15 protein-coding genes are annotated in these 22,664 nt (G+C 37.1%); all 15 read left to right on the forward strand.

Going from position 1 to position 22,664, the window contains the following annotated elements; all coding sequences use genetic code 11:
* The first annotated feature begins 2 nt into the window (after positions 1-2).
* Positions 3-2,123, forward strand: coding sequence for a chemotaxis protein CheA (locus H4J56_RS13345; protein ID WP_182259460.1), 2,121 nt, complete (start codon positions 3-5; stop codon positions 2,121-2,123).
* The gene (locus H4J56_RS13350; protein WP_182215795.1) at positions 2,123-2,647 is read left to right on the forward strand and encodes a chemotaxis protein CheW; all 525 of its coding nucleotides are present in this window, start codon (positions 2,123-2,125) and stop codon (positions 2,645-2,647) included. The genes H4J56_RS13345 and H4J56_RS13350 overlap by 1 nt, the downstream gene beginning before the upstream one ends.
* Before the next feature lie 15 nt (positions 2,648-2,662).
* The gene (locus H4J56_RS13355; RefSeq protein WP_182215796.1) at positions 2,663-3,151 is read left to right on the forward strand and encodes a chemotaxis protein CheW; all 489 of its coding nucleotides are present in this window, start codon (positions 2,663-2,665) and stop codon (positions 3,149-3,151) included.
* Positions 3,152-3,727: 576 nt separating this feature from the next.
* Positions 3,728-5,911: a methyl-accepting chemotaxis protein gene (locus tag H4J56_RS19925; RefSeq protein WP_404842643.1), complete on the forward strand. Its 2,184-nt coding sequence runs from the start codon at positions 3,728-3,730 to the stop codon at positions 5,909-5,911.
* A 12-nt stretch (positions 5,912-5,923) separates the two neighbouring features.
* Positions 5,924-6,769, forward strand: a complete 846-nt coding sequence (locus H4J56_RS13365) for a protein-glutamate O-methyltransferase CheR (protein ID WP_182259462.1) — start codon at positions 5,924-5,926, stop codon at positions 6,767-6,769.
* 28 nt (positions 6,770-6,797) lie between these two features.
* A complete protein-coding gene (cheD, locus tag H4J56_RS13370; RefSeq protein ID WP_182215800.1) occupies positions 6,798-7,463 on the forward strand; it encodes a chemoreceptor glutamine deamidase CheD in 666 nt (221 codons plus the stop codon).
* Between the two features lie 270 nt (positions 7,464-7,733).
* The gene (locus H4J56_RS13375; protein ID WP_182259463.1) at positions 7,734-8,819 is read left to right on the forward strand and encodes a chemotaxis response regulator protein-glutamate methylesterase; all 1,086 of its coding nucleotides are present in this window, start codon (positions 7,734-7,736) and stop codon (positions 8,817-8,819) included.
* The gene (locus H4J56_RS19930; protein WP_182215804.1) at positions 8,809-10,008 is read left to right on the forward strand and encodes a methyl-accepting chemotaxis protein; all 1,200 of its coding nucleotides are present in this window, start codon (positions 8,809-8,811) and stop codon (positions 10,006-10,008) included. Before H4J56_RS13375 ends, H4J56_RS19930 begins: the two co-directional genes overlap by 11 nt.
* A gap of 22 nt (positions 10,009-10,030) precedes the next feature.
* A complete protein-coding gene (locus H4J56_RS13385) occupies positions 10,031-10,339 on the forward strand; it encodes an STAS domain-containing protein (protein WP_182215806.1) in 309 nt (102 codons plus the stop codon).
* A 9-nt stretch (positions 10,340-10,348) separates the two neighbouring features.
* A complete protein-coding gene (locus tag H4J56_RS19935; RefSeq protein ID WP_310733516.1) occupies positions 10,349-12,076 on the forward strand; it encodes a SpoIIE family protein phosphatase in 1,728 nt (575 codons plus the stop codon).
* A gap of 43 nt (positions 12,077-12,119) precedes the next feature.
* Entirely contained in the window at positions 12,120-13,043 is a 924-nt protein-coding gene (locus H4J56_RS19940; protein WP_182222257.1) for a diguanylate cyclase, read from the forward strand.
* 46 nt (positions 13,044-13,089) lie between these two features.
* Positions 13,090-14,250 (forward strand): response regulator, encoded by a 1,161-nt coding sequence (locus H4J56_RS13400; RefSeq protein ID WP_182215810.1) that lies wholly within the window; start codon positions 13,090-13,092, stop codon positions 14,248-14,250.
* The gene (locus H4J56_RS13405; RefSeq protein ID WP_182222258.1) at positions 14,247-16,820 is read left to right on the forward strand and encodes an ATP-binding protein; all 2,574 of its coding nucleotides are present in this window, start codon (positions 14,247-14,249) and stop codon (positions 16,818-16,820) included. The genes H4J56_RS13400 and H4J56_RS13405 overlap by 4 nt, the downstream gene beginning before the upstream one ends.
* Positions 16,821-17,055: 235 nt before the next feature.
* The gene (locus H4J56_RS13410; protein ID WP_182259464.1) at positions 17,056-21,246 is read left to right on the forward strand and encodes a response regulator; all 4,191 of its coding nucleotides are present in this window, start codon (positions 17,056-17,058) and stop codon (positions 21,244-21,246) included.
* Between the two features lie 21 nt (positions 21,247-21,267).
* Positions 21,268-22,581: a diguanylate cyclase gene (locus H4J56_RS13415; RefSeq protein ID WP_182222260.1), complete on the forward strand. Its 1,314-nt coding sequence runs from the start codon at positions 21,268-21,270 to the stop codon at positions 22,579-22,581.
* Positions 22,582-22,664: the final 83 nt, after the last annotated feature.

Genomic DNA, 22,664 nt, shown 5'->3' on the forward strand with positions numbered 1-22,664 from the left:
TTATGAGCGTAGATCTCACACAGTTTATTCCAAGCTTTTTAGAAGAAAGTTTTGAAGGTCTCGAATTAATGGAGTCGAGCTTGCTAAATTTAGAGCAAGGTGATGATGAAACGATTAATTCAATATTTCGTGCTGCCCATTCCATTAAAGGAGGTGCTGGTACTTTTGGCTTTAATCATGTCACAGAGTTCACCCACTTGGTTGAAACACTTCTTGATGAAATGCGTGATGGCAGGCGTAATATTGAACAAGATGACGTTGAATTATTATTAGAGTCTGTTGACTGTATGCGCTTGTTAATTGAGGCAATAAGAGATGAACAAGAGTGTGATAGTGAAAAAATAGCTGAAAACTCAACGCGCTTAGAGGAAACATTAGCCTCAAGTGGCAATGGGAATACTGAAGCACTACTTATAAATGTTGATGACACCACAGACAATAACAATGATATAACAAGGTGGCAGATAAAATTTATACCAGAGCATCATTTAGTGCAAACCGGTAATGATCCTCTACTCCTCTTTAATGCCTTGGCTGATTTAGGAGAAATTTCTTTAGTGGCTGATGCTAAAGACCTACCAGCATTAAGTGATATTGATGCCGAAGAACTCTATTTAAGTTGGCAGTTAACATTGTGCTCAAATGTCAGTGAAGCGGATATAAAAGAAGTCTTTGAATGGGTTGAAGATGAATGTGAATTAATTATTACCAAAGAAGATCACATCCCAGAAGTCAACGTTGAAGAGGTGATTGAAGCCAATACCCTTGACGAGTCAAGCCAAGATGAAGCGGCTAATATAACAACGCCAATCGAAGACAGCTTTCCTGAGCCTACGCCAAAAAACACCCCAGATAAGCCGGCAGGTAAGTCTAAAAATGATCTCGGCTCTATTCGAGTCGGTGTTGATAAAGTTGACAGTTTAATTAACCTGGTTGGTGAATTAGTAATTACTCAATCTATGCTGTCTGAGTTAGGCAATGATTTTGACTTATCAAAAGTTGAGCGCCTAAATGCGGGGTTGGAGCAGTTACTGCAAAATACTAAAGAATTACAAGAAAGTGTTATGCGAATTCGCATGCTACCGATTAGTTTCGTTTTTAATCGTTTTCCAAGGTTAGTACATGACCTGTCTAAAAAAACAGGAAAAGAAATTGAGCTTATTCTTAAAGGTGAGCAAACAGAACTCGATAAAACTGTTATGGAACAAATTGGCGATCCGCTGGTACATTTAGTGCGTAATGCCGTTGATCATGGTATTGAGTCTGCACAAGTTAGACTCGCTAATGGTAAGCCTGAAAAGGGTTCTATTGTGCTTAATGCCTTTCATCAAGGTGGCAGTATTTGTATTGAAATTAGTGATGATGGTGGCGGCATTGACCGCCAAGCTGTTTTTAATAAGGCACTTGAAAAAGGCCTCGTTGATGAAAAAACCACCTTGTCTGATAGCCAAGTTTTTGATTTACTTTTTGAACCTGGATTTTCTACTGCTAAAGAAGTCAGTGATATTTCTGGTCGTGGCGTCGGTATGGATGTGGTAAAAAAGAATATTCAATCATTAGGTGGACGAATACAAGTCGAGTCTGAACAAGGCAAGGGGAGTACCTTTCGGGTAAACCTACCCCTTACCTTAGCGATACTTGATGGTCAGTTAGTTCGGGTGGGTAAGGAAGTTTATATCATTCCTTTAATTACTATTGTTGAATCTCTGCAGCCACAAAAAGAGCTTATTAATCGTGTTTCAGGTGACATGCTGCTTTATCGACTCAGGGAAGATAATGTACCGGTTATCCCTATTTATCAGTTATTTAATATTCCTTGTGAATTTGAACATATCGAAAGTTGTTTGTTGGTTGTGGTTGAAGCAGACGGACAAAAAATTGGTTTAATGGTTGATGATTTACTTGCCCAGCAGCAAGTCGTCATTAAGAGCTTAAATGATAATTATCAACAAGTTCAAGGTGTCTCAGGAGCCACTATTTTGGGTGACGGTTCTGTGGCTATGATTCTTGATGTACCAGGTATTATTGAAATGGCGTTAACAAAAGCACAAATAAATCAACACCACCAGTCAAGTGTTCAATCTCAAATTACCCAGTCAATATCGACAGGAGTGAACACTTAATGGATATTCAAATGTTAGCAGCAGAGGTGCCAGTTGAGGGAGAGTATTCCTTAGAGGGCATCGACTTTATAACCAGTGGTGACCAATACCTCACTTTTTTATTAGCCGATGAACAATATGCGGTTGATATTTTATGTGTCGAAGAAATACGTAGTTGGGAAAACCCAACCCGCATCCCTAATTCACCTTGTTATATTAAAGGGGTTATAAATATGCGCGGTATTATTGTACCGATAGTTGATCTACGAATGAAATTTAATATCGGTAGTGCTATTTATTGTGAAACAACGGTAGTGATTGTTTTAACTGTGGAAACCGAAGACAAAACGCGCACTATAGGTTTTGTGGTTGACGCCGTCTCAGATGTGCTCAATGTAGAAGCTAGCGATATAAAACCTGCCCCAGCATTTGGTGGCTATGTACCACAAAATTACTTACAAGGTTTAGTAAATGTTGGCGAAAATGTTGTCATTTTACTCAATGTTAACGTTTTACAAGAAATTGAAAAACATCAGTTAATATAAATAAAGGAAGATACCATGGAACAAGAGCAAGAATATCTCACCTTTATGTTAAATGGCGAAGAGTATGGTGTTGATATTTTATGCGTACAAGAAATACGCGTGTGGAGTTCAGTTACTGAGTTACCGAACAAGCCAAATTATATCAAAGGGGTCATTAACTTACGTGGCATTATTGTACCTATCATAGATTTACGCCAACGTTTTGGTCAACAACCGCTCGTATATAATGAGCAAACAGTGACCATTATTTTACGAAAGCCAAATAGTCAAAAAAACATGGTAGTCGGTATTGTGGTCGACGCCGTGTCAGAAGTGTACAAGTTTGACAAAAAATCAATACGGGTCCCTCCTACTTTTGGTAATAAAATAGATCGTTGTTTTTTACAGGGCTTAGTGTCAATTGACGACAGGCTTATTATTTTACTTGATAGTCATAGTTTATTAGATCAGGACGAACTCTACGACGTAGACAATCACCTAAAAAGTTCACAGCAAAACACATAGAAAGCAGCGTTAATTGTTGATAGTTATTGAATAAACGACAATCTCAATAAATAAGAGCATTAATATAATGACAGGTAAACAGATCAATTTAGTTCAGCAAAGTTGGCAAAAAATACTGACACTTTCACCCAATGTTGGCGATTTGTTTTATCAACAATTATTTGTATTACGACCGGAATTAGCAGCATTATTAAAAATGATAAGCAAGATAAAATCCGGGCTAATAAAGACTTTATCTGTTTATTAAGCCATGAAATAAATTTATTACAGCCAATTGAACTGACTAAAGAAAAAATTAATACATCAGTCACTATTAATGATGTTAAAAATTATCAAGCAGATGTTGAAAATGCCTTGTTGCTAGCATTAACAATGATACTAGATAAAGAGTTAAAAATTGCGCTCAAAAGAGCTTGGATCTCGACAATTAAACGTTTAGTAGGAAGCATTGTTATTGAGTTAGTGCTTAATTCTATAAAAATAAAAGATAACATTCAATCGATAGGGAAGAATACTACCATGGGTAAAGATACCGAAATTTCAGTTGAGCAGGCTAAAGAATTGCAATTTGCAGACATGTTAGCTCAGATAGAAGCGCTGAATAAAGTTCAAGCGCTAATTGAGTTTAATATGGACGGTACTATTATTACCGCCAATGAAAACTTCTTATCGACCTTAGGTTATAGCTTAGAAGAAGTGCAAGGTAAGCATCACAGTATGTTTGTCGAACATAGTTTTAAAATAAGTGAAGAATATCAAAATTTTTGGGAAAGCTTGAATCGTGGTGAGTTTGAATCAAAAACTTATAAACGCATTGCTAAAGGCGGCAGAGAAGTTTGGATACAGGCGTCTTATACCCCTATTCTTAATACAGAGGGTGTTCCTTATAAAGTGATGAAATTTGCAACGGACATTACTGAACAAAAATTAGCCAACGCAAACTTTTTAGGTCAGATCGAAGCGATAAGTAAAGCGCAAGCTGTGATTGAATTTAATATGGACGGCACAATTATCACCGCGAATGAAAACTTTTTATCAACGCTCGGCTATACCCTAGAAGAAGTAAAAGGCCAGCATCACAGCATGTTTATTGAGCCAGAGCTCAAAGGGAGTGTTGAATATAAACTCTTTTGGGAAAGCTTAAATCGCGGTGAATACGACTCAAAAGAATATAAACGCATCGGTAAAGGTGGTAAAGAAGTTTGGATACAAGCTTCTTACAATCCTATATTAGACTTAAATGATAAACCTTTTAAAGTGGTGAAATTCGCCTCAGATGTCACCAAACAAAAATTAATAAGTGCTGATTATTCTGGACAAATTGCCGCGATAAGCAAATCTCAAGCGGTGATTGAATTTAATATGGACGGTACTATTATTACCGCCAATGACAATTTTTTATCGGCGTTAGGTTATACACTTAGTGAAATACAGGGGCAACACCATAGCTTATTTGTTGAGCCTGCTCATAAGTCGACTATTGAATATCAACAATTTTGGCAAAAACTGAATCGCGGTGAATTCGACAGTGGCGAATATTTACGCATAGGCAAAGGCGGAAAAGAAGTTTGGATTCAAGCGTCTTACAACCCTATTTTAGATTTAAATGGCAAGACCATGAAAGTCGTTAAATATGCCGCAGATATCACCGGAAGAAAGCAAGCTATTGCTCAAATTAAAGAAACGTTAATGACCTTATCCGACGGTGATTTAACGCAATACATTGAAACAGAGTTGGTAGGTGAATTTAATATTATTGGCACTTCTATTAATGAATTTATTGATGTATTGAGTAATATGGTTGGTGATATTCGCAGCGCGTCAACCAATGTTTTTGATTCGGCTCGTGAACTTGCTGAAGGAAACAATGAACTTAGCCACAGAACAGAATCTCAAGCCTCTAGCCTTGAAGAAACAGCTTCTGCTATGGAAGAACTAACCAGTACTGTGCAGCAAAATGCAGAGAATGCATCTGAAGCGAGTAAGTTGTCAGCTTCGGTCATGGACAAAGCAACTAATGGTGGCGCAGTAGTAAAAAATGCTATCACGGCGATGAGTGATATTAATAAGTCGAGTAAAAAAATAGCTGACATTATTAGTGTTATTGATGAAATTGCCTTTCAAACCAACTTGTTGGCCTTAAATGCTGCAGTTGAAGCGGCAAGAGCGGGTGAACAAGGTCGTGGTTTTGCGGTGGTTGCTGCAGAAGTTCGCAACTTAGCGCAACGTTCAGCCGGTGCTGCTAAAGAGATTAAAGGTTTAATAAACGACAGTGTTGAAGCGGTAGGTCAAGGGACTAAGTTAGTTGATGAAACCGGTCAAACTTTTACTGAATTGGTTAATGCTATTGAAGAAGTCAGTAAAATGATCAGCGATATTGACAGTGCGGGTAAAGAGCAATCGGCCGGTATTGGCGAAGTCAGTGCAGCCGTTAGCCAAATGGACGAAATGACTCAACAAAATGCTGCATTAGTCGAAGAAGCGGCAGCGTCGAGTAAGTCAATGGAAGAACAGTCACAAGCACTCCTTGATCAAGTTGCCTTCTTTAATAATGGCGAAGATGATGAACAAGAGATTCAAACCCCCGTTCGTCGCTCACAACAAACAAGTAGAAGACCAGCAAGTAGACAGCCCGCGAGTAGACAACCTGCAAGTAGACAACCAACAAGAGCCGCGAGCAGACAACCAACCAGACCAGCGCCCAGAGCAAGGGTGACTAGAACCAAAACTGAATCTGATCAAGAGTGGGAAGAGTTCTAGGGCAAACTATTAATGACAGAGCGTGATAAAGCGTTTCAATTAAGTGGCGATAACTTTGATTATCTTTGTCAATTTGTTTATGACACAGCTGGTATTGTACTCAATGCCAGTAAAAAAGAGATGGTGTACCGTCGTCTTACTCGTATTATTCGTGAGCGTAAACTTTCCTCCTTTACGGCTTATTGCAACTTATTAAAGGCAGATACAGAAAAAGAGCAAGATTACTTTATCAATGCGATTACCACGAATTTAACCAGTTTTTTTCGTGAGCAACATCATTTTGATTATATGACGCAAGATGAACTACCTAAATTACTCGGTAATCGCCTATCGCATGATAAACGTCTGAGAATTTGGTCGTCTGCAAGCTCCACTGGAGAAGAACCTTACAGTATTGCTATTACGGTGCTCGAAGCAATGAAAAGCCAATTAAGTCAATGGGATGTAAAAATATTAGCAACAGATATTGACAGTAATGTGTTAGCTGTTGCTAAAGAAGGGACTTATGATGAACGCCGCATAGAAGATGTTCCCAGGAAGTTTAAGGAAAAATATTTTACCAAAGGCATTGGCATTAACGAAAGTAAAGTAAAGGTAGGTAAACAGTTACAAGCACTTATTACCTTTAAAAAATTGAATCTATTACATGAATGGCCAATGAAAGGGCCATTTGACATCATTTTTTGTCGAAATGTGATTATATATTTTGACAAAAAAACGCAGCAAGAATTATTTGCCCGGTATTATGAAATGTTAGCACCAGGCGGTTTGCTTATTTTAGGGCATAGTGAAAATTTAGGTCAATATCAACAACATTTTGAAAGTGTCGGACGTACCATTTTTAGAAAAGCATTTTAGCCGTTCTATAATAAGTGAACAAATAATCATGGTTTTAAATCGACAAGATAATATTTATGTTAAGCAATGCTTAAAACAATGTTTAGCAGAGTTTGCCCATATAAATCATTACTGGGATGCAAAAAGACAACAAGTTATCGCTAAAATTCTTCCGGGTGAGTTTTATATGACTCGAGAAAATGTTGCTATAGCGACCACGTTAGGGTCTTGTATTTCAGCCTGTATTTGGGATGAACATAGCGGAATAGGTGGCATGAATCATTTTATGCTGCCGCTAACCGATAAAGAAGCCCATGAAGTTGATTGGGGACAACGTGGTATGGCATCTGATGCAACGCGTTATGGCAACTTTGCAATGGAACACCTCATTAATATGATATTGAAAAATGGTGGTCGAAAAGTAAATTTACGCGCTAAGGTATTTGGTGGCGGTAAAGTCTTAAAACATATGTCTGATATTGGCGAAAGAAATATTAGCTTTGTGATGAAATATCTTGCAGATGAAGGGATACCCGTTGAAGGTTCAGATTTAGGTTCTTTTTTTCCTCGCAAAATTTTGTTTGAACCGCTAAGTGGCCGAGCTTTTGTTAAAACGATTGATAATTTACATAATGATACTATTGCGCGCCGTGAAAGTGCTTACAGAAACCGTATAGACCAAACACCTGTAGAAGGTGATGTAGAATTATTTTAGTGATTATTAAAATCCATATAAACCAAGCACATGCTGAGCTTGTGACGTAGAATTATTTTATTGATAACAATTAACCAATGAAAGTGTTGAATATTAAAACCGTATAGACCAAACACCTGTAGAGGGTGATGTAGAATTATTTTAGCGATAATAATCAACCGATGAAAGTGTTGAATAGTAAAACCGTATAGACCAAACACCTGTAGAAGGTGAAGTAGAATTTTCTTAGCGCTATTTATTAGCCACTATCGAGCTTAGGATGTTAGTTATATGAAGCCAATTAAAGTATTAATTATTGACGATTCCTCGGTTATTCGAGCGGTTGTTAATGAGGTTTTAAAAGATGATCCTGAAATTGAAGTAGTTGGCGAAGCTAAAGACCCTATGATCGCTCGAGAGCAAATCAAAAAGCTAAATCCTGACGTACTGACTTTAGATATTGAAATGCCAAAGATGGATGGTATTACCTTTTTGAAAAACTTAATGCGACTGCATCCTATGCCGGTAGTGATGCTATCAACATTAACGACTAAAGGGGCTGATATCACCCTACAAGCTTTAGAAATAGGAGCTGTTGATTTTATTGCAAAACCTAGTTTTGAAGCCTTGATTGCTAATAAGTCTACCTTTCAAGAGACTTTATTGAGAAAAATAAAATTTGCCGCAATGGTTGATAATAAAAATTTTCGACTTAACAGCACGTTATCAAAACCTCTAGCGACTGGTCTACTACCCTTTAAAGGTTGCCAGAGCTCGAATCATTTAGTGGCTATTGGCGCTTCAACAGGAGGCACTGAAGCAATTAAAGCGATTATTACCGCTTTGCCAAGTAATTCTCCAGCTGTGGTTATCACCTTACATATTCCAAAAACATTCAGTGCGAGATATGCACAACGGATGAACGAAATTTGTGCCGTTGATGTGCAAGAAGCAAGGCATGGCCAAAAGATTAAAGCGGGTAATGTTTATATTGCGCCAGGTAATCTTCATCTAAAAGTAGAAAGTAAAGGTGGAGCACTTTTTTGTATTTTAGAAGACTCACCTGATGTTAACCGCCACAAGCCTGCCGTTGACATTTTGTTTAATTCCTTACTACCACTTGCTAACAATGTTCAAGCGGTATTATTAACCGGCATGGGACAAGATGGAGCCAAAGGTTTATTAAATTTAAAAAATGCTGGCGCTATGACTATTATCCAAGATAAGGCAAGTAGTTTAATTTGGGGTATGCCAGGCAGTGCTCATGCATTAAATGCTCAGGTAAAAGAGTGCTCATTAGTTAATATACCTAAGGAAATTTTAGCTCATGCTGCACTGGCTCGACAGAGTAAAAAAGAGGTGTTTTATGAAAAATAAAGCCATGCTGTTATTAAAGACTGGGCTGGTGATTGTTGGCGTAATACTGATGGACCTTTTATTTTTTCAACTGAGTTACTTATCAATTACGCTGACATTATTACTGTCGTTTGTCTTGATTATCTTATATAAAAATAATCATGCTTTGCTAACATTATCTAGTGCAAGTGATGTTGAGGGGCGCAATGGGCTTAATGTAAACAACAATGAAAAAGAAATAAAAATAACCCTGACAAAAATTGTTAGCTTACTTAGCCAGCAAATAGCCATCGTTGATACAGAAGTTGACCGGGCCAGTATCTTAATTCAAGAGGCTACGACTGGGATTGCAGATAGTTTCAAGTCTTTAAAAAGCTTAACGGATGAACAACAAGTCATGCTTAATGTTGCTATTGGTAATCATCGAGGTGCTGTTGATGAAAACGGTACCACGATAGAGTCTTTTGTTCACGACTCCAGTGAGACTTTAGATGATTTTTTACAGGTGATTATGACCACTAGCAAGCAAAGTTTAGCCGCCGTGTCATTTAGCGATGAAATGAGTAAACAGCTCGACGGTATTTTTAGCTTATTGGGACAAGTAGAAAGTTTAGCGAGCCAAACTAATTTATTAGCCCTTAATGCCGCTATAGAAGCAGCGAGAGCCGGAGATGCCGGTAGAGGTTTTGCTGTAGTGGCCAATGAAGTCAGGGCGTTATCAGTTAATTCTACCGAGCTCAATGATAATATTCGTGAAGAAATATCATTGGCACAAATTATCATTGAAAAGCTAAGAAACTCAATTCAAGTTATGGCTTCAGCTGATATGACCGCAACACTTGAGGCTAAAAGTCGAGTCAGTCTTATGGTTGAGCATGTGGGTGAATCTTCTTCACAAACCAATGCCATTGTTGAAGAGCTTGCTGGATTATCACCAAAAATTGCTGAAACAGTCGCTACAGGCATTCGCTCGCTACAATTTGAAGACTTAACGTGTCAAGCCCTTGCAACCCTTAAACATAATACTGAAACTATTACGGCTCTCAATCAAGTTTTAATGGAATTTGAAATCAATAATAGTAATACTCCACAAGCATTACAAAAATTACAGCATCAATGTCAATCGCTTATCGAACAATCTCATCATCAAAATGAGCAGCGCAGCGTATCTCAGTCATCTATGGATGAGGGTGTTGTTGAGTTGTTTTAATTATAAATTATTAGGAACGACTATGAATGTTATAAAGCAAGTATCAGAAGATAAAAAAAATATAGAAATTAGTATTGAAGGTCGGTTTGATTTCTCACTGCATCAACACTTTCGAGATGCCTATATTAACTGTAAAGAAAAAAACTCGATGTTTACTATCTGTTTATCAAAAGCGACTTATATGGATAGCTCTGCTTTAGGCATGATTTTATTACTTAAAGATCATGCTGAAAACTATTCAGGAAAAGTTGTGATTAGTAAGCCAAGCGATTCAGTGAATAAAATTTTAGAAATCGCGCAATTTCACCGTTTACTCACCATAGAATTATAGGTTATAGCCGTGTTAGCTGGAAAAAATGATGTTAAATTAGCTTTAGTTGTTGACGACTCTGCCATGCAATGCAAAGTCTTAAGCGTCTTATTAAAAGAGCAAGGTTATCGTGTTTTTACAGCTAATGATGGTGCTCGTGGCGTGGCAATGTATGTTAAATATAAGCCTGACTTAGTGTTAATGGACATTAATATGCCCATTATGAACGGCTATGAAGCAGCAAGAGAAATTAAAAGTTTATCGCAAGATAATAGCTTGTGCCCACTGATTTTTATTACCAGTATGGATACAGATGAAGCCTTTATTGAGTGTGTTGATGCTGGCGGTGACGGTATATTGGTCAGGCCGTTTTCACCCAAAGTTTTTAAAGCTAAAATAAAGTCAATCCAACGAATCAGTGATTTATACGCACAAGTTAAGATTTTACAACAAGAACAACAAAAAGATGCCGAGCTTGCTGAACAGTTAATGTCGGGCGTTATTGAGGCAAGAAACTTCTCGCTTGACCGCATTGGCATTATTAAAAAACCCGCCGCGTTATTTAGTGGTGATATACAACTAACGGCTTTATCTCCTAATGGTGACGTTAATGTTATGTTGGGAGATTTTACTGGCCATGGACTGCGTTCATCTATTGGTGCTATTCCCTTAGCGGAAACCTTTAGAGCAATGACCAAAAAAGGTTTTTTGTTATTTGAAATTATTAATCAAATTAATCATCAACTTTATGATTTACTGCCTGCAGATTTATTTCTTGCGGCGGGGTTTGCCAGTATCTCTAGCCATGATAAATCTGTTTATGTTTTTAATGCGGGCTTACCCGATGCTTACTTGTTTTCTGAACAAGGAAAAATAAAACATCAAATATCGTCAAGTCACCCACCGATAGGTGTGCTTCCAAAGCTTTTACCCGATAGTAAATTAACCGTATTTGGTATTGAAGAAACCGATCGGATGATCTTAATCAGTGATGGTATTGTCGAGGCGAGAAATGAACACGGGGAAATGTTTGATTTTGACCGATTCGAACAGGCGGCAAAGCATGGCGTAATCACGCATAAGGTTAGTGAATGTGTGCTTAACGCGGTTAATGACTTTTGCCAAGCTATGCCACAAGAAGATGATATTTCATTGATTGACATTCCTTGCGGAGGTTGGGAGCACGTGCTGGTCGCCAGTCATGGCATTACCAATATTTCAGCTAAGCAACTTGACGATATCTATTTGGCAACAGAGCCAGCATGGCACTGGCAACTAACCTTAAGTGGTAAGCGCTTAGCCTCTATAAACCCAATTCCTATGGCTATGAATCAAATAAATGATATAGAAGGTCATGCAGAGCATTGGCAAAGTTTATACAGCATACTCACTGAGTTATTTATTAATTCACTTGACCATGGTGTCTTAGGCTTAAGCTCTAAGTTAAAAGCCAGTGCAGATGGTTTCTCTCAATATTATAAAGAACGAGAATTGCGTTTGAAAAATTTAGCGCATGGCTTTATCGAATTACAAATATGCCATTACCCCTTTCCAAATGGCGGTCGAATTATGATTAAAATACAAGATAGTGGGCAAGGATTTGATATAAAAAAATACTATGAGCAACGAGTGAACAAGCCAGCAAATAAACTCGAGCTTAGCGGTCGTGGTATTGAGTTAGTTGAGCAGCTGTGTGACAGCTTAGACTTCCAAGATAATGGTAATGTTGTCGAAGCATCATATGTTTGGGCATCGTAAACATCAATATTTTAATTTATGGCCCATGTAATAAGGCATTAATGTGAACATTTTAGTTGTGGATGATAATAAGTTTATCAGAGAAGTTGTTAGTGCGATGATCATTGACAGCGGCCATATTGCCGTCGTTGCTAATGGTCATGTGCAGGCGATGGCAGCATTAAAGAAAGAAAACATTGATTTAGTGCTTATGGATATAGAAATGCCCGAGGTTGACGGTTTTGCGCTAACAAAAATGATAAGAAAAGAATACCCCAAATGGTTCCCTATTATCTTTCTTAGCTCCAACGACAGCGAAGAGTATTTAACTCAAGGTATTGATGCGGGTGCTGACGATTACTTAACAAAGCCGATAAAACAAGTGATTTTGAGCGCAAAATTAAGAGCGATGGAACGTATTACCAAAATGAAAGGAGCGCTTGAACGCGCCAATAAACAACTAGAAATACTCAGTAGTATTGACCCGCTAACGCAGATACTTAACCGAAGAGGGTTAGAAGAAGTCCTCGCTAGTGCTTGGCAAATTAATGAGCGACAACAAGGGGAATTATCAATATTGATGATAGATATTGACTTTTTTAAGCCTTATAACGATAACTATGGTCACCCACAAGGCGATAAGTGTTTAGTTCAGGTTGCTAATACGCTTAATGAAACGCTTAATCGAGCCACTGACTCATTAGCTCGTTATGGGGGAGAGGAATTTATTGTTGTGTTGCCTTTTACGCCAGTCGAGGGCGCTAGATTTAAAGCAAAAGAATTAAGCTTAGCGCTATTAAGCCAAAAAATAAAACACGAATATTCATCAATATTTCCTTATGTGACGGTAAGTATTGGTATTGCAACAACAAGCGCTGCCGATCACGTAGCCAATGCAAGTGAATTAATAAAACAAGCTGATATCGCTTTATATCAAGCAAAAGACCAAGGGCGTAATCGTTCTAGTGTTTTTCAAAAAAGTGCTTAACAACTGCCTTTACTAAGGTTGAAATCTCATAAAAAAAGGAATTATTATGCCTAAACCCCGTTTGTTAATTATTGATGATGACAAAGATTACCTTGAACTGCTTCATGAAGCATTAACCGAAAGTTTTGAAGTAACGTGCGCGACTAATATTAAAGATGCGGATAAGTTAGTCAGCGACAATCAACTTTTTGACATCGCCTTAGTTGATGAAAATATTGGCGAAGACAAAGGGTCACAATGGATAAAACGTAACGTTGAACAACATACCGTCGCAACCTCTTTTGTCTTGTATTCTGGCCTAGCCACCGAAGATGCTGTACTTAAAGGTTTAGAGTGTGGTGCCGATGATTTCCTTGCAAAACCTATTTCTTTATTAGCTTTGGATAAAAAGCTAAAAAAACTTATTTCTTATCAAGATAAAATTCATAGCTTTGAAACAGAAATTAGTTCAAAAGATCGAGTTATTAATATTTCAATGGCACAAGCGGCTAAATATGGCAGCTGTATGCAGCTAACATCTCGACTTAATCATTGTTTTACTTTAGAAAAAATTAGAGATGAAGTGTTTTCATTTCTTTATACAATGAACTTAGATGGCTGTATTGCTTTTTACCCGATCAATGAAAAATCACTTTTCTTTAGTTCTAAAAATGGCTTTTGTTCTCCGGTAGAAATCGATGTAATGAAACTGTTAAGGGTTAAACCTCGCTTATATCGCTTTAGTTCTAGAACTATTTTTAACCACCCATTGTGCTCAATCCTTATTTTAAATTTAGTAGATGGCGCTATTGATACTGATATATATATTGATGCACTCGCCTCTGTTATTGAATGCATCGGTGCTCGTATTGCTTTTATTACCTATAAAAATTCACTGGTGCAAGTACAAAGTAAAATTCAGCAAGCTGTTTCTACTACCAAAAATATGATTGCCATATCTAAGCACCATCAACAGGAAGTGATGAATGAGATAGTCACTAACATAGGTATGAGCTTCCATGTCCTAGAGATGTCAGATGAACAAGAACAATATCTGACCAACTTGGTTCATGGTGCTTTAAAAAAACACTCACAAGATGATATAAATTTTCTTGAAGTTACCGATTTACTTGATGGCGCCTTAGCCAGTGTTGATGAACTTGAAGTCCTTAATCAACAACAAGAAGAGGAAGTAGTTGATTTTGATGATGAAGATGAACTATTTTGAACGCTACCTCTAACGATTTAACGGTATCGATCAATAGTATTCCTTTTTCGGTTATTCAATTAGATCATCAAGGGATTATTACCGGTTGTAATCGTTGGGCAGAAAGTTTTTCTGGTTATTGTTTAGCAGAAATTAAAGGGCAACCGCTAGAAATGCTCTTGCCCAAGGAATTTGCTAATTCGCATCTAAAGTTTTGTCATAACTTCCAACGTGGATCAGGTGTTAGAGATGTTGTCTTATTGAGTAAATCAGATGAGATGCTCAATTGTACAATAAAAACAAGTGAAGTTGCTGGCGGTTATACCGTCTACCTTTCGGATTCATTGTTAAACGATAGCTCTGACGATAAAACGATTAATGAGCGGGAAAAGCTAGCAGAAAAAATAGAATCTGCAGCGTTATCAAAACACACCCATAAAATATTAAACACCATAGAAGAAGCTTTTTGGGAGTGGAATATTATTGAAGGAACGCTACTTTATTCCGCACAATTTATGGCTATGTTGGATTATTCTGCAGAAGCATTCTTAGGCCCACTTTCTTTTGGTCAAAAATGGTTAAAAGAAGAAGATTTAGCCCGCCTTAACCAAGAAGCCAAAGCGCATTGTCTTGGTGAAATACCCAGTATAAATTTAACGCTGTCAATGACTACAGAGCAAGGTGCTACGAAGTGGGTAACTGTTTTTGGTAAAATTATCGAATACAGGGCAGAGCGTGCTTATAAAATGTTTGGCTCAGTTAAAGATATCACCGCGCAACATCAATTAGTCGAAAAGCTAAAAGAAAGAAATAATTATCTGTTGCTAGCGGAAAGTTTAAATAAATCAGGGCATTGGCGTCTAGATTGTATTGATAATACCTTATATTGGTCAACTGAGCTTTATAAAATTCATGGTGTAGACGCCACTAATTACCAACCAAAGGTAGTTTCGGCCTTAGACTTTTACCTGGTAGAAGAACAGGTTAAGGTACGAAATTATTTAGATAATGCCATTGTTAATAAACAAGGCTTCTACTTTAAAAGTGCTATAAGAAATAAACAGGGCAATAAAGTGAAAGTGGAGTGTTTTGGTGAGGTTGAACTCAATACTGCGGGTGACGTTGTTGGTGTTTTCGGCGTATTTAAAGATATTAGCCAATCAGAAACTATTTTTGAAAAATTAAAACTGCTCGCTATGGTCAATTATACAATAAAGGTACCGGTTTTCTTTATTGATGACAAAGATAATGTCGTTTATCAAGATCTAACACCAAAAACTGCCCACAGTAGCGCCGTGCTTTTTAATTATATTAATTTCAGTATTACCGACTATCTTGCGTTTAAACGAAAAGCAAAAAAGTGTGGTCAACTTAAAGAAACTCATATTAGTTTTGATCAATACAATAGTGTTTTTGATTTATCGGTAACCTATGAAGCCGATGAAGGAATATTTATTTGGATTGTTGAAAACGTTACTGAGCAATTTCGTAAAGACCAACAACAACTTATTAGTAATCGACTCGCTTTACTGGGTAATACTTTTGGCAATGTTTCACATGACATCAATAATGTACTGGGCGTCGCTTTAGGCGCTACCGAAATGTTAGAGATTAAGTTCGCCCAAGGTGAACGTGATATTTCAAGGTATATTGAGCGGGTCAAGAATGCGATAGATAAAGGTAAAAGCGTTACCGAGCGTTTATTAGCTTTTACGCGTAAACCTACCATCAAAGTGGTTCGGTTTGACCCGATACAGGATATTATTGATAACCAATATCTTTTTAAGCAATTGTTACTTCCTACCATAGACTTTAGCATTCATACCAATGAACTATGCTGTAAAATAAAGTTTCCTCAAGGTGAATTTATTAATATATTGCTTAACTTAGTGTTAAATTCTCAGGATGCGATCCGCGAAAGAGGCTTAATTGGACAGATAGAAATATCAGCCAACATTAATGAACAGCAAAATTTAGAAATTCATGTCAAAGATAGTGGTGTGGGTATTGAGCAAGGTAATTTGACTAAAGTGTTTGATCCCTTTTACAGCAGTAAATCAGTTAATAAGGGCAACGGTATTGGATTAGCTAATGTTTATAGCACAATATATAAGCATAATGGTCATATACGAGTTTCAGGACATGGCAGTTTGGGTGGGGCGCACTTTACCTTAGTCTTTAAGTGCCAGATTTTAAAAAATCCCCCAAAGAAAAGTCCCTTAACGCTTAAAAGCCAATTAAATATAAAGGGAAAGCGCGTACTTATTTTAGATGATGAGATAAGTATTGCTGAGTTTGTTTCCTTGTATTTAGAAAACGAAGGCGTTAAAACTGAACATACCAACAATAAAATGGGTTTAATGAACATTTTAGCGACTGAGCAACCTTTTGATATTTTTATTACCGATATGATATTACCCGATATTTCAGGTCGAGAGGCTGTGGAATTAGTGAAAGCAAAGTTTCCTAATATTCGAATCTTTTCAATTAGTGGTTATATTGCTGAGGAAGATAAACAATGGCATTACCCCGTTTTAAGAAAACCGTTTAATTCAAAAGAATTGGCCAGCTTTTTAATTGAAAATAATTAAATTACAGCTCGAATATATATGATAATTGTTAGCCGCTGAGCAAGTTATTATTACTAATTTGGTGATGTTTTATCGGTAAATGCTCAGTAATATCCTAAGGTTTAGTTATCAGTGTTATTGTTGTTGATCTACCACAATTGCATATAAGCGTTGGTTCTAGTATGTTATTTGATAGCCAATTGAATATTTAGTCTTTTCTCAAAAATATTGTTTCAGACTCTATTTTTATCGGCGTATGAATAGATTCACCAAAAGAGAAGTAGCACTTATCAAAAACAATCATTTACAAGATAATAATGGCGCATCTAAAGAACATCATCATACTGCGCAGCCATTAACTAAAGCCAGTAAAAGCTTCTCTATCGGAAAAGTTTTTAGCTCATTAGCTTTTAAAATTCCATTTGCTGGCTTTTCTTTATCACTCCTTATTGCTTTTGCGGTTGGCACTGTATTTTATATTGAAAGCCAGCAGTTGGTTAAAGAGCAGGCGTTTGATGAACTCAATATTAAAAGTAAAATTGTAAAACCATTAATAGCCTATTTCTATCGAGAAAGTGCCAACGACTCAATCTTCCTCAGTAAGACCGCGTCAATACAAGGTGTTATGGAGTCTATCAAATCTGATGATGAACAAAACCTGTTATGGCGGAAAAAATTACAGGGGATATTCAAAGAATTTATCAAAAACCAACCTATTTATAAAAATATAAGTTATTTAACAACAGAGAAACATGTTCGCAGTATTGTCAGTGTTGACCATGAAGATGACCAAGTGAAGGTCACTCCTTTTGAGCAATCTAGTCAAAATATAGCGCTTGATTCATTAAAAGCGGCATTATTAGTCAAAAAAGGTGAAGTGTATTTTTCAGAGATATATTATCAAAAAAATACTCAGGGCAAGCCTTTACAGAGTTCTTTATTTATCGCTACCCCTATTTATACGGCTGATAACGAACTTTTTGGCTCAATAACAATAGAAGTTGATTTTTCTTTATTTATTGAACGGCTTAAGGAAAATGCTTTAGAAAAAGTTACTTTTTATCTTGCTAATTCAGCGGGTGATTTTATTTATTTTCCAGCCGATCAAAAAGTTGATAAAAACAATATCAAGGTGATTGAAAAGTTTCCGTCGCTGAGTGTTATTTTTTCCTCAATACTCACTAGCGATAAGCTAGTGCAAGATAAAGAAATAGATGTTGATAATAAATTAGCCTATTACTCTACTGTTCAGTTTGCCGAATTTGGCCAAGAAAATCCATTACACTTAGTTATTGAAAATAAAAGTAATATTTATCTGCAATCATTAGAAAGTATGAAAAACCGGGCAATATTATTTAGCTTTATCTTAGCCATATTAAGTCTAGTGTTTTGTATTATGGCGTCTAAGCGGATAACACGTGCTTTGTTGTTGATGACTAAAGGTGTTGCCCAATATGAAGAGCAGGGTGTTATCGGTAAGTTACCGGTGCAAGAAAATGATGAAATTGGCGCTTTAGCAAGAAGTTTTAAAAATTTATTAATGCAAATAGAGCAAAAGTCGATTGTCCAAAAAAGTGAAACAATACGTGCAGAAGATGCGTTAGCAAAGCTTTATTCTATTTTAAACTCAATTGCTGATGGTGTTATAAATATTGACGGGAAAGGTAATATTCTCGCTTTTAATCATGCGGCTGAAAAAATATTTGGCTATCAAACCAATGAGGTCCTTGGTAAAAACGCACTATTTCTAGTGCCCGTAGATAATACTATTAACCCAGTGGACGAATTTAAACGTTTTTTACAACATACTTCAAGTGAAGTAAAAGGCCGCACCCTTGAACTGACAGCATTAAGAAAAAATGGCGAAAAGTTCTTTATGCATTTAAGTGTCAGTAAAATAAATATTTCTGGTGATGTTGTTTTTACCGGATTAATACGTGATATCACTGAAAACAAGTTGTTGGCAGCAGAAAGTATCCGCAGTATTGAAGAAGCTAAAGATATGGCATGGCGTTTAAATTTTGCCTTGTCAGCCCCAAGAATAGGCGTTTGGGACTATGATATTCAAACAGGTCTAAGTCTTTGGGACAGTCGAATGTATGAATTATTTGGCTATGATAAAGATTCAACAGTACCTACAGAAAAAATTTGGCGAACTGCTATACACATAGACGATCTTAAATTTGTGGAAGAACAATTTATCCGTGAAGTTAAGAAAGGCATAGTAATTAATTTTGAATATCGTATCACTTTGCCAGATGGAACTATTCGATATATTGAAACACATAGTCAAATGGTTAATCATAAAGATCAAAAAAACTTCAGAGTGGTGGGAACTCATCGTGATATAACCGAGCAAAAAAACTTAGGTACTTTAAAACAGGACGCTTTAGATATGGCAGAGCACGCTCTGTTGCTGCGCTCGCAGTTTCTTGCAAGTATGAGTCATGAAATACGTACCCCGATGAATGGCGTCTTAGGGATGTTAGGTTTACTTCAGCAAAGTAATATCGATAAACAACAAGCTCATCATTTGCAATTAGCCAGTTCAAGTGCTCAATCTTTATTATCTTTGATTAATGATATTTTGGACTTTTCAAAAATAGAGGCAGGAAAACTAGAACTTGAAATACTTGATTTTGATATTCGAAGTCAGCTTGGCGACTTTGCTGAGTCGATGGCGATAAAAGCGCAGGAAAAAGGCTTGGAATTGATACTGGATGTTTGCGGTGTTGAACAATCTTTAGTTAAGGGTGACCCTAGTCGTTTACGGCAAATACTGTCAAATTTAGTCAGTAATTCAATAAAATTTACCGAGACCGGTGAAGTACTCATTAAAGCCTCGATTAAGAAACATCAACATCAGTTGCAATTAACATGCAGCATATCAGATACGGGTATTGGTATTCCTGAAAATAAAATGATTACATTGTTTGATTCTTTTACCCAAGTAGACGCCTCTACTACACGAAAATATGGAGGTACAGGCTTAGGTTTGGCCATTGTTAAACAATTAGCCCAACTGATGTCAGGGGATATTAGCGTAACAAGTGCCGAAGGTCAGGGCAGTGTGTTTACTTTTACCATACTACTTAACGAAAGTGATAATTCTCAAACAGTCATGCCTCAGGTAGACATAAAAGGTAAGCAAATACTAATAGTTGATGATAACGCGACAAATTTGGCGGTATTAAAAGGACAGTTAGCTATTTGGGGGGCAGAGGTTACGCAAGCAAAGGATGGCGCTTGTGCTATCGAGCAGGTGGATAATCACCCGGTTGATTTTTTTGATGCGGCAATTCTTGATATGCAAATGCCTGGCATGGACGGCGTTACTTTAGGTGAGCGCTTGAAGGGTCATCGACATACACAAAAAACTAAACTTATTATGATGACGTCAATGAGTGATCGAGGAGATGCTAACTTTTTTGAACAACTCGGCTTTTCTGCGTATTTCCCCAAGCCAGCAACCACCGCAGATTTATTTGCTACGTTAAGTCTTGTTTTAGACGAAGAAGGCACTTTGAATGTCAATAAACCTTTTGTTACCCAACATAACGTGCATAAGTTAAAACATTCAAATGCTAATCGCGTCATTGCCAAAAACACCCGCATCTTATTGGTTGAAGATAACCGTATTAACCAAGTGGTCATTTTAGGTGTACTAGCCAATATTGGTTTGTCAGCTGATGTTGCTGGTAATGGTATCGAAGCCCTGGCTGCTTTAGATTCTTCACCAGACGATGCTCCCTACCAAATCATTATTATGGACTGTCAAATGCCTGAAATGGACGGCTACGATGCAACAAAAGCAATAAGGGCAGGAAAGGCTGGTGTTGTTCATCGTAACATTCCAATTATTGCCATGACTGCCAATGCGATGAAAGGTGATAAAGAAAAATGTTTAGCGGCAGGCATGAGTGATTACGCGACTAAACCGGTAGATACCGATATTTTACTTAAAAAAATATCGGCATGGGTTGGGCTAGATAGCTTTGAAACCGTGTCTGATGATAACAGTAACGAGATTGCAGAGCCCCTAACCCAGACTAGCCATGGTGATAACTCCAAAAGTAGTCATTCAAAGACAAATGAAGATATCATTTGGGATAAAACAGGTTTTTTAAAGCGTATTAGAAATAATGACAAATTAAGTAAACAGCTTATCAGTTTATTTATTGAGGATATGCCTGCGCTTAAAAATGAGTTAGCTATCGCTATGGAAAATAAATTATTTGATGATATTATAGCTTTAGCACATAAAGTTAGTGGTTCGTCAAAAAATTTAGGTGGCATTAATCTTGGAAAATTAACGCGACAAATTGAACAATCGGCTAGAATAAAAAATAGTGTTGAATTGTTATCGCTTCAAAATGATTTATCAAGGGAATATGATTTGTTAATTAATATCTTACAAAAACACCTAACAGCTAAAGATGACGAATAAGCCTTCCAATGGGAATAAACTATGAATACAAAGAAAAAATATAACATTCTCGCTGTTGATGACGCTAAAGATACGCTCATGCTATTAGAGTTTGATTTAGGTGAAGAAGGTTATAATGTGTTTACCGCCGAATCTGGAGAAAAAGCCTTAGAGGTTTTAGAAGAGCAAGCGATAGACCTCATTTTATTAGATATGTATATGCCGGGTATCTCAGGCTTAGAGATGTTACACAAATTAAAAAATCACCCTATTATTTTCAATACGCCGGTCATTATGTTATCGGCTTCAGATGATGAAGATCAAATTGTTGCTGCTCTAGAATTTGGCGCAGATGACTACGTAACTAAACCTTATATTCCGAAAGTGTTATTGGCTAGAATACGAACCTCGCTGCGGCTTTTAGAGAAAACTTTAGAGCTAGAGTCTCTAGCTAATACAGACTTCTTAACCGGTATTCGTAACAGAGGCGCTTTTGAAGACTTAGCGGGTAAAGCGATTAGCCAAGCAAAACGCACTAATAAACCACTTGCTGTGGCAATGCTCGATATAGATTTTTTTAAAGCGGTTAACGATAATTACGGTCATGATACCGGTGATAAAGTCCTAGTTGAATTTGCTGATATCATCTGCGATTGTTTTCGAGATAATGATATTATTGGTCGAGTTGGTGGCGAAGAATTTGCGATATGTATGGCAAATACCTCTGCAGAGAATGCGCTTGTTGCCTGCGAACGCTTAAGAGAAAGAGTAGAACATAGTAAAATATATATTGATGATACCAAAGATGAAAAGGTGTCTGTAACAGTCAGTATCGGCTTATCATTAGGCAAGGGCGATGAGATGAACTTAGAAGGCTTATTAAAAGAAGCTGATCTTTGCTTATATGAAGCAAAACACAGTGGCCGAAATCAAGTGAAGGTGCATCAAGAATCAAATACGGTTGCCGCTGAGGGTATTATCGATGAGTTACCGGTGACCAGTGAAGACGAATATCCAGGTATTGATGCTGAAATAGGTATTGGTAATGTCCTTGGAGATGAAGACCTTTTTGCTGAAATACTGGTGATGTTTTATGAAGACCATTCAAAAGACAGTGAAAAGATTCAACAAGCGATCAGTACTGATGATCAAACTGCTTGTAAACACTTAGTACATACCTTAAAAGGTGTTTCTTGCTCAGTAGGAGCTATGCAACTGTTTGAATTGACTAAAGCGCTAGATGAAGCGGTAAGTATTGAAGATACTGCGCGTTATCAACAATTGTATCAACCGGTTGCCGCAGAGTTAACTAAGGTTTTAGACGGTATAGAAGTTAGGTTAAGCGCGCAATTATAAGTATAAGTATAAGATTAATAGATGTTGATGATGAGTGACGGGTATATTTGTCGCTCAACATCTATACGCGTTGATTCTCCAAT

It is taken from the genome of Colwellia sp. BRX8-4, from assembly GCF_014077345.1.
GTDB lineage: Bacteria > Pseudomonadota > Gammaproteobacteria > Enterobacterales > Alteromonadaceae > Colwellia_A.